This window comes from Kitasatospora sp. NPDC057500 (assembly GCF_042802195.1).
In the GTDB taxonomy this organism is placed as follows: Bacteria; Actinomycetota; Actinomycetes; order Streptomycetales; family Streptomycetaceae; genus Kitasatospora.
In genome coordinates, this window is sequence record NZ_JBHVER010000005.1 from 18,540 (window position 1) to 31,085 (window position 12,546).

The following is a 12,546-nucleotide window of genomic DNA, read 5'->3' on the forward strand; positions in this document are numbered from 1 at the left end:
GGCGGTGCAGCCGGGTTCTCCTCAGCCTTCGCGGGCGGCGCGGCGCTGTCGCTTGCCGAGCGGGGCCTGGGAGAGGTCCTCGGCCTGGGAGCGGAGGTTCTTGTAGCCGTAGCCGCGTTCGTCGAGCCAGTCGCGGGCGGACCGTTCGGCGCGCTCGGTGGCGTCGAGGATGTCCTCCTCGGCCTCGCCGGTGTCCTGGTAGCGGAAGGTGAAGACGGCGCGGGCGCTCAGGTCGTAGCTGAGGTGGCCCTCGGGGGTGAAGGCGGCGAAGAGGACGTCGTGCTCGGCGGCGCGGGACTGCAGCTCGGCGTGCTGCTCGGGGGTGAGGCCGTCGAAGACGCCGCGGACGGTGATCCGGAAGGTGCGGGTGGTCATCGGGCGAGCGTATGCGGTGCCCGGCGGGGCGGGCGACGGGTTTTCGGGGGAGCGGACGGGGTGGGCCGGTGCGTCCTCGTCGGGGTGGGTGCCGTGGTCCGCCCGGACGCAGCTGTAGGGGAGCGGCGGGAAGCCGTTGAACCCCTGGGTGGTGTACGAGGTGGCGTAGGCGCCGCAGGAGAGGATCCACACCGGGTCGCCCGAGGCGGCGTCCCTGGGCACGGGCACACCGGCGCCCTCGTCGTCGTAGGCGTCGTCGCTGTCGCAGGTGGGGCCGGCGATCACGGCGGGCACGGTCGGCGCCCCGGGGTGCGTCGGGAACTCCAGCCGGTAGCGCAACTCGTCCATCTCGTACAGGCCGTTGAACTTGCCGCAGCCCAGGTAGAGCCAGTGGACCCGGTCCCCGTCGAGTTTCTGACGCTCCGTCAGGCGCGTGACGTGGGAGCGGATCGCGCCGTGGTCGGCGACCAGGTGGCGGCCCGGCTCCAGCAGGAACTCCAGCGGCCCGGCGGAGACCTCGCGCAGGTGCTGCACGCCCTCCCGGATCACCGCGAACATCTTGTCCAGCGGGGGGTGGAGCGGGTTCCCGCGCCGGTCCAGCACGCCGAGTGCGGGCAGGCCGCCGCCGAGGTTGACGTGGTCCAGCGCGATGCCGAGCCGGTTGGCCTCCTCGATCAGCGGGGCGACCGTCTCCAGCGCGTACTGCCAGGCCTCGGAGGTGAGTTGCTGCGATCCGACGTGCACCGACAGGCCGGCCGGGACCAGGCCGGCGGCCCGGGCCGCCGTCAGTATCCGGATCGCGTCCTCGGGCGAGCAGCCGAACTTGCGGCTCAGTCCCCACAGGGCGCCCTCGCCGGTGGAGGCGAGCCGGCAGAACACCCGGGCGCCGGGGGCGTGCTCGGCGATCGCGGCGACGTCGGCCAGGCTGTCGGTGGCGAAGTCGCGCACGCCGAGCCGGTACGCCTCGGCGATCTGGCGGTCGGACTTGACGGTGTTGCCGTAGTGGACCCGCCCGACCGGCACGCCGGTGCGCAGCGCCTGGGCGATCTCCTGCGGACCGGCGGCGTCGAAACCGGCGCCCCGGGCGGCCAGGCAGGCGAGCACCTCGTCGACCGGGCAGGCCTTCATGGCGAACCGGACGTCGAAGCCAGGCAGTTCGCGCCGCAGGGCGTCGTACTGGGCCTCGATGCCGTCGAGGTCGAAGATGATCCGGTCGTCCTCGGCGGCGGCCAGGGCGGTGCGCAGGCGTCCGTAGTCAGGCATCGGCGGCGGCGTCGGTGTCGGCAGCGTTGCCGGTGCTGGAGGGGTGCCAGGAGTCGGGATCGGGCATCGCGTCACTCCACGGTTCGGGTCGGAGGTCTGGTCGGTCGGTGGCCGTGCGCGGCGGGCGGAGGGGTGGCCGCGGGGCAGGGCGGTGCGGGGCCGGGGCGCGGGGATCAGGGAGGGTTCTCGCGTCCGGCAGATGAGTGCCGCTGCTTGTCCCAGCCGGGCCAACGGAAGGTGGCCCTACGGTGGACTAGACCAACTTTCAGTGTCAACCCTCGCCCCTTCGGCACCGGTGGTGCGCCGTCGGTCAGTGGGCGACCGGCCTTGACCTGCAACGGAGTTCGGACAGCGCGGGTTTGGCGCGGCGTCAGATCGAAGGGGGAACCGGGGCGTGCCTGTTCGGGCAGGCGGGCTTCCTCAACAGGCACGCGCCCGCGCGGATGCTGTCGGCGCCCGCACCCGCGGCCGGTGCCCGCATCCGCGCCAGGGGGCGCACCGCTACGGTCGGGGGTGGCGGGATCCCCGAACCCGGCGTCGAGGGGGACGGCGGCGTCGAGGGGTGACGGTGCGCTCCCGATCGGGCCCGTAGGGGAGCGGCCGTCGTTGTTCCCGGTTGGGCCATAGGTTCGGTCTATGGGGTCATAGATCGACACCGCCTACAGTGGCGAGGTCCGGCCCGGTTGGGTGGGAGTGGGTCACCCTCGCCCGTCCCGCCCGTCCTGTCCGGACGGGTTCCGCCCTGTTCCGCCCCGTTTCGTTCGTCCCCGTTCGGAGGATCGTCCCGCCATGACCCGCCCGATCCGCGTCGCGATCGTCGGCGCCGGCCCCGCCGGCATCTACGCCGCCGACGCCCTGCTGAAGTCCGACGCCGCCCAGCAGCCCGGGGTCTCCATCGACCTCTTCGAGCGGATGCCCGCGCCGTTCGGACTGATCCGGTACGGCGTGGCGCCCGACCACCCGCGGATCAAGGGCATCATCACGGCGCTGCACCAGGTGCTGGACAAGCCGCAGATACGTTTGTTCGGCAACGTCGACTACCCCTCCGACCTCGCGCTGGACGACCTGCACCGGTTCTACGACGCCGTGGTCTTCTCCACCGGTGCGATGGCCGACCGTGCACTCGACATCCCCGGCGTCGGGCTCGACGGCTCGTACGGCGCCGCCGACTTCGTCTCCTGGTACGACGGCCACCCGGACGTGCCGCGCACCTGGCCGCTGGAGGCCGAGAAGGTCGCCGTGCTCGGCGCGGGCAACGTCGCCCTGGACGTCGCCCGCATCCTCGCCAAGACCGCCGACGAGCTGCTGCCCACCGAGATCCCGCCGAACGTCCACGAGGGCCTGAAGCGCAACCGGGCGCTGGAGGTGCACGTCTTCGGCCGCCGCGGCCCGGCCCAGGCCAAGTTCAGCCCGATGGAGCTGCGCGAGCTCGACCACTCGCCGAACATCGAGGTGATCGTCAACCCCGAGGACATCGAGTACGACGACGGCTCGATCGCCGAGCGGCGCGGCGCCAAGCACGTCGACATGGTCGCCTCGACCATCGAGAACTGGGCCATCCGCGATGTCGGCGACCGTCCGCACCGGCTCTACCTGCACTTCTTCGAGTCCCCGGTGGAGGTTCTGGGCGAGGACGGCCGGGTGGTCGGCCTGCGCACGGAGCGCACCGAGCTCGACGGCACCGGCAATGTGCGCGGCACCGGCGCCTTCACCGACTGGGACGTGCAGTCCGTCTACCGGGCCATCGGGTACTACTCCGACGAACTGCCCAAGCTGCCGTTCGACCCGGTCTCCGGCACCGTCCCGAACACGGCCGGCCGGGTGCTCGCCGCCGACGGCTCGCACCAGGACGCCGTGTACGTGACCGGCTGGATCAAGCGTGGGCCGGTCGGCCTCATCGGCCACACCAAGGGCGACGCCAACGAGACCGTCGCCTGCCTGCTCGCCGACCACACCGAGGGCCGCCTGCCCGGCGCCGCCGAGCCCGACCCCGAGGCGGTCGTCGGCCACCTGCGCGAGCGCGGGGTGCGGTTCACCACCTGGCAGGGCTGGCACGAGCTGGACGCCCACGAGCGCGCGCTGGGCGCGGCGGAGGGGCGCGAGCGGGTCAAGGTCGTGGAGCGCGAGGAGATGCTCCGGCGCAGCGGGGCCTGAGGCCCGGTCCTGCGGAGCGGGCCTCGGGCCGTCAGGCCTCCGGCGGCGGGGCGAGGACGACCGGCCAGGAGTCCTCGCCGGCCAGCACCTCGTCCAGCGCGAGCCCCGGTCCTGCGGTGAACACGGCGGCCGCGGCGTCGGCCCGGGCGTACAGCTCCGGGTCGACGGCCGCGTCCGCGCGCAGCAGCAGCGCAGCCTCCGGGGCGGCGGGCGAGCGTTCCGGAAAGGCCTCCGGATCGGCGCCGATCTGCCGGAGCGCGAACGGGTGCGCCGCCACCGCGACGGTCAGCCGGTCGCCGTCGAGGGCGTGCTCCGCCCACCCGTCGGTGGGCAGCAGGAAGAACGCGCCGTCCCCCTCGTGGCCGTACCGGCCCAGCTCCGCGACGGCCCGCTCCCCGGGCGGGCCGTCCGGGTCGACGAGCAGCGCCACCACGGGCGCGTCCGGGTCGTCGGGGTTGATGCCGCTGCGGACGTAGAGCCTGGCCACGGGCGACCTCCGGTCGGGGTGGAGCGGTTCGGACGGGCGACCCACGCTAGCGGGTGGCTAGGACAGGTCGCCGCGGGGAGGGTGGTTGTCCTCGGCATCTGCTGTCATGAACGTGACGTTAACGCTCCGGCGGCGGGTCCGGCAGGAGAAGCGCGGACTCCGGATCAGGTGCTGCCCCGGCCCTCCGCTTCCGTCCGGCCGTGAGGTGGCGGGTGAGGGCGAGGGCGCAGAGGAGGGCGAGCAGGGCGCCCAGCGCCGTCTCGCAGCACCTGCGGGTGCTGCGCGCCGCCGGCCTGCCCGCCCGGGCCCGCGACGGCCGCCAGGTGCTCTACCGGCGGACCGCGCTCGGCGACCGACTCGCGGGCGGCGGAGGGTGATCCCTCAGGGCAGCACCAACCAGCGCCGCCCGTCGAGGAGTTCGCGGGCGGCGTCCAGATGCCCGGCGTGGCAGGCGGTTTCGGTGATCACGTGCAGCAGGACGTCGCCCAGGGTGTGCAGGTGCGGCTCGCCGAACAGGTCGTGCGGCCACCAGGCGAGGGCGCGGTCGGCCGGGCCGGCGGCGACGACGGCGTCGGCGCGCTCGGCCTCCCGGCGGTACCGGGCGAGGACGTCGGCGGCGGATACGTCGGCGCCCACGCGCCAGGCGTCGTCCTCCTCCGCGAGGTCCCGGACGACCGCCTCCTCCCCGGCGACCACCGCGCGGAACCAGAACCGTTCGACGTCCAGCGCGAGGTGCTGGACCAGCCCGAGGCAGTGCCAGCCGGAGGGCAGCACGGGGCGCCGCAGGGCCGCGTCGTCCAGGCCGTCGAGGATGCCGAGCACATGGCGCCGCTGGGCGTCGAGCACGCGGAGCAGCGCGGCGGTGTCCGTCATGACGCGGCCGGGGCGGCGGGGTGGGTGAGGGCGGTCGGAGCGGTGAGGGTGGCAGGGTCGGTGTTGGCGCCGCACAGCACGACGCAGACCCGCTCGCTGTCGGCGGGCCGGTAGCCGAAGCCGTCGTCCTCCCCGGCGAGCCCGGCGAGCAGGGCGGCGAAGGCGGTGGCGGCGCCGTGCTCGACTACGATCCGGCGCTCCTCCCAGAGCACCTGCCGGGCCCGGACGATCGCCGTGTCCGGGACGAGCACGGAACGCACGCCGTCGTGCCGCGCCGCGTCCGAGGCCAGTGCGGTGGCACGGCGGGCGCCGAGGGAGTCGGCGGCCACCGAGTCGACCGTGACGTCCACCGGCCCGCCCGCCGCCAGCGCCGCGTGCAGCGCGCGGGAGTGCTCCGGTTCGACCGCCACCACCCGGACGCCGTGCTCCCGGGCGGCCGTGGCAACCCCCGCGAACAGCCCGCCGCCGCCGACCGCGACCAGCACCGTGTCCAGGTCGGGCAGCCGCTCGTGGACCTCCTCCAGCAGGGTGCCCGCGCCCGCCGCGATCAGCGGGTGGTCGTAGGCGTGGCTCGCCAGCGCGCCACTGGCCCCGGCGTACTCCTCGCAGGCGGCCAGCGCCTCGGCGTACTCCGTGCCGACCAGCCGCACGTCCGCCCCGTACGAGCGCAGCCGTGCCACCTTCACGCCCGGGGCGTTGGCCGGCAGGAACACCGTGGCCCGCACGCCCTGCTGCCGCGCCGCCCAGGCGCAGGCCAGCCCGGCGTTGCCCCCGGAGGCGATGGTCACCCCGGCGTCCGGCAGCGATCCGGCCTCCCGGTGGGCGAGCAGGAAGTTCTGTGCCCCGCGCGCCTTGAACGACCCGGTGTGCTGGAGGTACTCCAGCGCCAGCCACAGCCGGTCGCCGCCCGGCGCGAGCGCCACGGGCCGCACCTGACCCGCGATCCGTGCCGTGGCCGCCTCGATGTCGTCGTAGCCGAGCCGCTGCCCCATGGTGCGCCGCCTCCCCGTCCGGGTGCCTCTGAACCGTGCGTACCGTGTGTACCGTACGGAACACCGGACCGGCCCGCCAGGACGGCGGAACCGGGGAGGCGGCCGGGAGCACCACCCGGACCGTACGGGAACGAAGAACGGAGGGGCCGCCGTGATCGGTGCGCTGCTGGTCGTCATCCTGGCACTCGTCGTCGGGGGCTGCGTCTGCGTGGTCTGGGCCGACCGCGGCGGCCCCCGCTGGACGCGCGTCGTCGCGGCCGCCACCGTCGGCAGCGGCCGGGTCCTGCGCCGCTACCAGAAGTCCCAGCGCCGCGAGGTGGGCGGCGGCGCCGACGGGGACGGGGACTGACCGGCGCGGGTGCCGTGGCCGGCGGCGCGCTCGTACGCGGCCCGGGAAGGCCCGCCGGCACCGTCCGGGTGGCCGGAACCGCCCGAGGCCGGCCCGCCCTGGGCGTCGACCTGGCCGCGGTGGACCTGGTCGTCAGCACCTCGGCCGGCGCCGTCGTGGGCGCCGCGCCGACCACCGGTCGGGACCTCGCGCACTTCGCGCACCCCGGCGGTGACGGCGGTGACGGCCCCCGGCCGCCGGAGGAGGCCCGCCGCAGGATCGGGCGGGCCGGCCTCGACACCGCCGACCCGGACGCCGAACAGCACGTGGTCGCGACGCGCCGCCAGCTCGTCGGTGCACGGACACCCGGCCTGCCGGGCACCGCCTGCCCGTCCCCGCCTCCAGCGCGGTCCCCGGCGCGGAGCCGCCGGTCCCGGTCGGCGGGCGCCACCGCATCGACGGTGCGCTGCGCCGCGCGCGGGCGCCGGCACGGACCTCGCGGCCGGCGCGCGGACGGTGAGCACCGTGGATCCGATGGCGCGTCAGGCCGTCGGCCGGGGCGGGCCGGCGGTGTTCAGCACCGGTCCTCCACACGCTGGAGGCGCACGTTGACCGCCCGCCAGAGCCACACGGCCGAGAGCGGCAGCGTCGCCAGCCCGACGCCTACCGCGCTGCGCATCCGGTCGGCCGTGAAGTCGTCGCAGTTGACCCTTCTGAAGTCCGCCCCGAGGTTCTCGTAGAACATCGGCGAGCCGCAATGCTCCCTGACGCCGCTCGGATACTCGTGCGTGACCGGCAGGAAGGCCAGCCCGACCGCCCACAGCCACGCTCCGAGCGCCAGCAGCCCCAGCGCGTGCACCCCCCAGGCCCGCGACCGCTGGGCGCGTCGCCATGCCCGCGCCTCCCGCTCTTCCAGCAGTGCCCCGATCTCCCCGGTCTCCACGCTCGTTCCCCCCTAGTTCGTACGATGAACGGCCGAGGAGAGCATCGCAGGCCGCGCCCCCGGCCGTCGGGGCGGCCGGTCAGAAGTCGAACAACGCGCCCGTGGTGCGCAGCAGGACGCAGTGGTTGCCGTAGGTGCGCTGGAAGGAGAGGTGCCGGCCCCGGTACACGCCGGTGGCGGTGACGGTGTACGGGTCGTAGATCTGGTTGCAGACACCCGGGTCGACGTTCAGTTGCCCGAGGTCGCCGTTGACCGAGTCGACCAGCCGGCAGGCGGTGAACGGGTCGGGGTGGGTGGTGCTGCCGCCCGGCGGACAGTCGAGGCTGACCACGTGCGGTGTGCCGGACGTCGGGGTCGGCCCGTGCGCCACCGTGAGCCGCAGGACGGCGTCGGCGGCGGGGACGGGGACGGGGGTGATGGCGTTGGCGGTGCCCGCGAGACCGGTGGCGAGCAGGGCGGTCGCGAGGAGGGCGAGGGTGGGGGTCGTCTTCACACCCGGCGCAACGACCCGCCGGGGGGCGGGTCACGGCCGGCGGTCGTAGCGGAGTGGGAAGTCGGCGGGTCCGACTTCTCAGGCCGGGCCCGCGGGACCGGGCGTGGCGTCGCCCTGCCCGGCGGCCCGTTCAGCCGCCCGGGAGGCGAGGCCGTACGCCGCCTCCAGGAGGTCGTCGTAGGTGTGCAAGCGGGGCTGGACGTGCGGGCCGACGGCCGCGATCGCCGCCATGGCGTCCAGGCCGGCCCGGCCCGGGTCCCGTCCCAGGAGCGCCATACCGCGCCGGATCCGCAGGACGGCGATGGCGTCCCGTCCGATCAGCGCGGTCTCCGAACGCGGCCCGAATACCCGTTCCTGCCGGGGGAGCGCCGACTCGGCGAGCTTGAGGGCCTCCTCCGTGCGCCCGCACTCGGCGTAGGCGTTGATCAGATTGGCGGCCGACAGCAGCGTGTCCTCGTGCTCGCGGCCGAGCACCCGCGACCGCGCCTGCAGAACCGTCTCGCCGAGCTCGGCCGCCTCCTCGTTCCGGCCGTTGCGCCGGTAGGCGACGGCGAGGTCGCCCCGCGCGCCCATCGCCTCCGGGTGGTCGGCGCCCAGCACCTGCTCCAGACCGGCCGAGCCCCGCTCCACCAGGGGGATTCCCTCCTCGGCGCGCCCGGCCTCGCAGTAGGACAGCCCGAGGTCGACGCGGGAGTGGTGCGTTTCGGCATGGTCCGGCCCCAGCGCGCGCTCACGGCCGGCCAGGACCTCCTCCTGGATCGCGATCGCCTCGGCCAGCCGCCCGGCCTGGCGGTAGGAGGTGGCCAGGTTGGCACGCGAGGTGAGGGACGAGGGGTGGTCGCCGTAGTCGCGCTGTTCGCCGACGACCCGCTGCTCCAGCGCCACGGCCTCGTCGGTGCGCCCCGCGTGGCTGTAGGAGACGGCGAGGTCGGAGCGGGAGGACACGGTGTCCGGATGGAGCGGGCCGAGGACCCGCTCCCGGGTGGCCAGCACCCGTTCCTTGAGCGCGATCGCGGCCCCGTCCAGGCCCGCCACGCTGTAGGAGATGGCGAGACTGGCGAGGACGGTCAGGGTGTCGGGGTGCTCCGCGCCGCGTAGTCGCTCGTACGCCACCGCGACCTGCTTCAGCGACGCGATGGAGTCCGCCGACCGCCCGGCCTGCTGGTAGGCGGCGGCCAGGTTGGCCCGGGAGGTGAGGGCACGCGGGTGCTCGGGGCCGAGGTCGCGCGTCAGCGTGTCGACCTCCTCGCTCCAGTGCGCGATGGCGGCCTCGTGGAGCCGGGCGTGGAGGAGGCTGATGCCCGCCTTCTCGCGCAGCAGGGTCCCGGGGTAGTGGTGCATGGCGTCGCCGACGTGGCCCTGCAGCACGGCGGTGTTGGTGCGGAGGCTGGTGCTCAGCCGGTGGTCGACGTGCTCCTCCTCCGGCCACAGCTCGCTCAGCGCCCAGATCGCCGCGACCTGGTGCCGCTGCGGCTCGGGGCTGGTGTCGCGGGCGGCGCGGGCGGTCAGCGCGTGGATGGTGACCTCACGGTGGGCCGGTGCCGCCCAGGGCTGCACCTCGGGGTCGCCCGCCGGGCGACTGGCGATCAGGTTGTAGGAGTGCAGGACGGCGAGCACGGTCAGCGCCTCGTCGGGGCTGACCGGCGGTGGGGCGGGGGGTTCGTCGGGCGCTTCGGCGGACGGCCCCCGGCGCCGGAACCGGGGGAGCCGGCGCCGCGCCGTACGGCCGTTCGCGGGCGGCTCGGGGGCCTCCGGTTCGGCGGGGGCCTCCGGTTCGGCCGGGGTGCGGTGGCGGGCCAGGTAGTCGGTGGTGGCCTTCGTCGTCCACAGCGCGCGCGGGTGCCCGGCCGGGTCGAGCAGGGCCGCCAGCTGCACCGCCGCCACGGCCAGGCCCTTCGGCTCGGTCCGCTGCGCCGCCTCCAGCGAGATCAGCAGCGCGGTGGCGACCGGCCTGCCGTACAGCTCGGTGTCCGCCTCGGGCGGCAGCACGGCGTCCAGCGTGCGGCTGCGCTCGTGGAACAGCTCCAGGTAGTCGGCGCAGGTGCGGTGCTGGTTGACCATGAACGCGGCGGCGTGCGCGAGGGCGAGCGGCAACCGCCCGAGCGCCTCGGCGAGTTCGCCCGCCCGCTCGTCGAGCAGGTACGGGAAGCCGGCCGAGGTGAGGCGGTCCCGCAGGTAGCCGGCCGCCTCCGCCGCGCTGTAGACGTCCACCGGGACGAGCGCCCGGCCGCCGCCGGAGGCGTGCGCACCGCGCTGCCGCGTGGTGGCGAGCACCCGGCCGTTGCCCCGCCGGGAACTCCCCGGCCACAGCGGGCCGGTGGCGGTGAAGTCGGTGACGTCGTCGAGCACGACCAGCCAGCCGCGGTCGGTGCTGCGCAGCCAGTTGAGGAAGAGCCGGGCGTTCTGCTCGATCGCGGCCGGCCCTTCGGTGACCCCGGGAACCTGGACCGCGAGGGCCGCCTCCGCGTACCTGGCGAGCACCGCGACCGGGTCGGCGGCCGGCGCCCAGACCACGACGTCCACGCCTCCGTCGGGGCGCAGCGCCCGGTGGGCGTAGTCGGCGGCCAGCTGGCTCTTGCCCACCCCGCCGCCCCCGGCGAGGACCTGCGTGAGCACCACCGTCTCGTGCCCGGTCCGCGCCTCGTCGATCCTGGCCCGGACGGCGGCGCGGGGCTGGAAGGCGCTCGCCAGGACGGGGAGGGCGCCGATCAGGACCGGCCACTGCGGCTCGGGCGGCGGGGCGTCCTGGCGGATGTACGTTCCGGTCTGGATCAGGTCGCCGTGCACGGTGGAGTTGGTGACGTCGTTGACGACGATCTGCTGTTCGACGCCGTCCGGCTCCGCCGATTCGATCATGGTGTGATCCTCCGTCAATCACTGGGCCCCGGCCATGATTCCGTCTCCACGGCGGCGGCTGCCACCACTTGCGGGACTTTCCGGAGAACCGTCCGGTGAGCGGTGTCCTCCTGTGCCCGGTAGCGGGCCGCCAGGGTCCGGACGGTTGCGGCGATGCGGTCGCGGAGTTCGGGCGGGGACAGCACCTCGATCCCGGTGCCGAGCCGGAGGAACTCGCCGTGGGCGTGGTCGACGGACTCGATGGGGATCCGGGCCTCCGTCCAGCCGTCGGGGGTGGCGTCCGGTGTCACGCCGAGGCGGCGGGCGCCCTCCGCCGTCAGCCGGACCAGGGCCTCGCCGGTGTGCAGTCGGGCCCGGAAGTCGGCGAGGGAGGCGTGCCAGTGGGCGGCGAGGTCGAAGCCGGCGGGGGCGGCGGCGCAGGGCTCGTCGAGCAGGCACAGGCCGAGGACCTGGTCGACCCGGTACGTGCGCAGGCCGGTCGCCCCGCCCGCGACCAGGTACCAGCGGCCGGCCTTGAGCACGAGCCCGTACGGGTCGACCCGCCGCTCGATCTCCTCCGGCGCCCGCCAGCGGCGGTAGCGCAGGAGCAGCGCCCGCCGCTCCCAGACGGCGGTGGCGACGTCGGCGAGGTGGGGGTGCGGCGTGCGGCCGGCGTCGCCGTACCAGCCGGGCGCGTCGAGCAGGAAGCGCTCCCGGATCCGCCCGGCGTGCTCGCGCAGTTCGGCGGGGAGCGCGGCGTGCAGCTTGAGCTGCGCCGTGGCGAGCGCCTCCCCGAGGCCGAGCTGTGCGGCGGCGTCGGGGAGCGCGGCGAGGAACGCCGCCTGCGCCTCGTCGCCGGTGAGGCCGGTCAGCCGGGTCCGGTACCCGTCGACGAGCCGGTACCCGCCCGCGTGCCCGGCGGCCCCGTACAGCGGGATCCCGGCGGCGGCGAGGGCGTCGACGTCCCGGTAGACGGTGCGGACGGAGACCTCCAGCTCGGCGGCGAGCTGCCGGGCGGTCATCCGGCCGCGGTTCTGGAGCAGGAGGAGGAGGGTGACGAGTCGGCTCGCGCGCATGGGGAGAAGTATCGGGCTTCGCTGACAAGAGGTGTCAGTGAAGCCCGCTTAGCGTGCGGGGCATGGATGGTACGGACGACATCGTTGAACTCCGCCAGTACACCCTGCACCCGGGGGCGCGCGAGACGCTGATCGAGCTGTTCGAGCGCGAGTTCGTGGGAGGGCAGGAGGCGGTCGGCATCAGGGTCGGCGGGCGGTTCCGGGACCTGGACGACCCGGACCGCTTCGTGTGGCTGCGGTCGTTCCCGGACATGGCGAGCCGCCGGCGCTCGCTGGAGGCCTTCTACGGCGGGCCGGTGTGGCGGCGGCGGCGGGAGGAGGCGAACGCGACGATGGTCGACAGTGATGACGTGCTGCTGCTGAGGGGGCCGGGTTTCGCGGCGGCTCCGGGTGTGAGCGCGGTTCTCGTGACCATCTGCCACCCGGCGGGCCCGGAGGCCTTCGACGCCTACGCCGCCCGCCACTTGGGCACGCACCACGCCCTCCACCGCACCGAGCACGCGGTCAACGACTTCCCGGCCCTGCCGGTGAGGGAGGGCGAGGAGGTCCGGGTGTGGTTCGGCCCGGCCGAGCCGCACCCGTGGCCAGCGGTGCAGTTGAGGTTGGAGCCCGTGGAGTGGGAAGTCGGCGGGGCCGACTTCCCCCACCGGGTCACGCGGGGTAGTCGGGGGGGTGGGTTTTGACGGGCATGTCGAAGGCGGCCCAATAGGAGTGGTAGAAAGCGCGG

Annotated in this window: 12 protein-coding genes and 1 pseudogene; 4 read left to right on the plus strand and 9 right to left on the minus strand. The window is 75.0% G+C overall.

The window, feature by feature from the left end; translation table 11 throughout:
• Positions 1-21: 21 nt before the first annotated feature.
• Both ACFU74_RS02075 and ACFU74_RS02080 read right to left on the minus strand, forming a co-directional pair.
• The gene (locus ACFU74_RS02075) at positions 22-375 is read right to left on the minus strand and encodes a DUF6204 family protein (RefSeq protein WP_380750485.1); all 354 of its coding nucleotides are present in this window, start codon (positions 373-375) and stop codon (positions 22-24) included.
• 90 nt (positions 376-465) lie between these two features.
• A pseudogene (locus tag ACFU74_RS02080) lies at positions 466-1,638 on the minus strand (type III PLP-dependent enzyme); the annotation flags it as partial.
• A 789-nt stretch (positions 1,639-2,427) separates the two neighbouring features.
• Between ACFU74_RS02080 and ACFU74_RS02085 the strand changes: the two are divergent.
• Complete coding sequence (locus tag ACFU74_RS02085) at positions 2,428-3,792, plus strand: FAD-dependent oxidoreductase (RefSeq protein WP_380750307.1); 1,365 nt, start codon at positions 2,428-2,430, stop codon at positions 3,790-3,792.
• 31 nt (positions 3,793-3,823) lie between these two features.
• On the opposite strand, the gene ACFU74_RS02090 is transcribed toward ACFU74_RS02085, so the two are convergent.
• On the minus strand, positions 3,824-4,279 hold the full coding sequence (locus ACFU74_RS02090; protein WP_380750310.1) for a hypothetical protein: 456 nt from the start codon (positions 4,277-4,279) through the stop codon (positions 3,824-3,826).
• A 212-nt stretch (positions 4,280-4,491) separates the two neighbouring features.
• Here ACFU74_RS02090 and ACFU74_RS02095 point away from each other — a divergent pair, with 212 nt between their 5' ends.
• Positions 4,492-4,656 carry a hypothetical protein gene (locus ACFU74_RS02095; RefSeq protein ID WP_380750313.1) on the plus strand — a complete coding sequence of 55 codons (165 nt, stop codon included), beginning with the start codon at positions 4,492-4,494 and terminating at the stop codon, positions 4,654-4,656.
• 4 nt (positions 4,657-4,660) lie between these two features.
• On the opposite strand, the gene ACFU74_RS02100 is transcribed toward ACFU74_RS02095, so the two are convergent.
• Together ACFU74_RS02100 and ACFU74_RS02105 are read right to left on the minus strand one after the other, a co-directional pair.
• On the minus strand, positions 4,661-5,152 hold the full coding sequence (locus ACFU74_RS02100) for a DinB family protein (RefSeq protein ID WP_380750316.1): 492 nt from the start codon (positions 5,150-5,152) through the stop codon (positions 4,661-4,663).
• Positions 5,149-6,144 carry a threonine/serine dehydratase gene (locus ACFU74_RS02105; protein WP_380750319.1) on the minus strand — a complete coding sequence of 332 codons (996 nt, stop codon included), beginning with the start codon at positions 6,142-6,144 and terminating at the stop codon, positions 5,149-5,151. The genes ACFU74_RS02100 and ACFU74_RS02105 overlap by 4 nt, the downstream gene beginning before the upstream one ends.
• 154 nt (positions 6,145-6,298) lie before the next feature.
• Between ACFU74_RS02105 and ACFU74_RS02110 the strand changes: the two genes are divergently transcribed.
• Positions 6,299-6,493 carry a hypothetical protein gene (locus ACFU74_RS02110; protein ID WP_380750488.1) on the plus strand — a complete coding sequence of 65 codons (195 nt, stop codon included), beginning with the start codon at positions 6,299-6,301 and terminating at the stop codon, positions 6,491-6,493.
• Between the two features lie 553 nt (positions 6,494-7,046).
• Here ACFU74_RS02110 and ACFU74_RS02115 read toward each other — a convergent pair.
• The 4 genes from ACFU74_RS02115 to ACFU74_RS02130 form a co-directional block, all read right to left on the minus strand.
• The gene (locus ACFU74_RS02115) at positions 7,047-7,415 is read right to left on the minus strand and encodes a hypothetical protein (RefSeq protein WP_380750322.1); all 369 of its coding nucleotides are present in this window, start codon (positions 7,413-7,415) and stop codon (positions 7,047-7,049) included.
• Positions 7,416-7,494: 79 nt separating this feature from the next.
• Positions 7,495-7,908 (minus strand): SSI family serine proteinase inhibitor, encoded by a 414-nt coding sequence (locus tag ACFU74_RS02120; RefSeq protein ID WP_380750325.1) that lies wholly within the window; start codon positions 7,906-7,908, stop codon positions 7,495-7,497.
• 78 nt (positions 7,909-7,986) lie between these two features.
• Positions 7,987-10,764 carry a tetratricopeptide repeat protein gene (locus ACFU74_RS02125; protein ID WP_380750328.1) on the minus strand — a complete coding sequence of 926 codons (2,778 nt, stop codon included), beginning with the start codon at positions 10,762-10,764 and terminating at the stop codon, positions 7,987-7,989.
• Positions 10,765-10,778: 14 nt separating this feature from the next.
• Positions 10,779-11,819 carry a helix-turn-helix transcriptional regulator gene (locus tag ACFU74_RS02130; protein ID WP_380750331.1) on the minus strand — a complete coding sequence of 347 codons (1,041 nt, stop codon included), beginning with the start codon at positions 11,817-11,819 and terminating at the stop codon, positions 10,779-10,781.
• A 62-nt stretch (positions 11,820-11,881) separates the two neighbouring features.
• Between ACFU74_RS02130 and ACFU74_RS02135 the strand changes: the two genes are divergently transcribed.
• Positions 11,882-12,502: an NIPSNAP family protein gene (locus ACFU74_RS02135; protein ID WP_380750334.1), complete on the plus strand. Its 621-nt coding sequence runs from the start codon at positions 11,882-11,884 to the stop codon at positions 12,500-12,502.
• The last annotated feature ends 44 nt before the right edge of the window (positions 12,503-12,546 follow it).

Excerpts from the sequence above, each read along its gene's own strand:
- ACFU74_RS02075 (WP_380750485.1), bottom strand. The coding sequence starts at position 375 with ATGACCACCCGCACCTTCCGGATCACCGTCCGCGGCGTCTTCGACGGC.
- ACFU74_RS02085 (WP_380750307.1), top strand. The coding sequence starts at position 2,428 with ATGACCCGCCCGATCCGCGTCGCGATCGTCGGCGCCGGCCCCGCCGGC.
- ACFU74_RS02100 (WP_380750316.1), bottom strand. The coding sequence starts at position 5,152 with ATGACGGACACCGCCGCGCTGCTCCGCGTGCTCGACGCCCAGCGGCGC.
- ACFU74_RS02105 (WP_380750319.1), bottom strand. The coding sequence starts at position 6,144 with ATGGGGCAGCGGCTCGGCTACGACGACATCGAGGCGGCCACGGCACGG.
- ACFU74_RS02125 (WP_380750328.1), bottom strand. The coding sequence starts at position 10,764 with ATGATCGAATCGGCGGAGCCGGACGGCGTCGAACAGCAGATCGTCGTC.
- ACFU74_RS02130 (WP_380750331.1), bottom strand. The coding sequence starts at position 11,819 with ATGCGCGCGAGCCGACTCGTCACCCTCCTCCTCCTGCTCCAGAACCGC.
- ACFU74_RS02135 (WP_380750334.1), top strand. The coding sequence starts at position 11,882 with ATGGATGGTACGGACGACATCGTTGAACTCCGCCAGTACACCCTGCAC.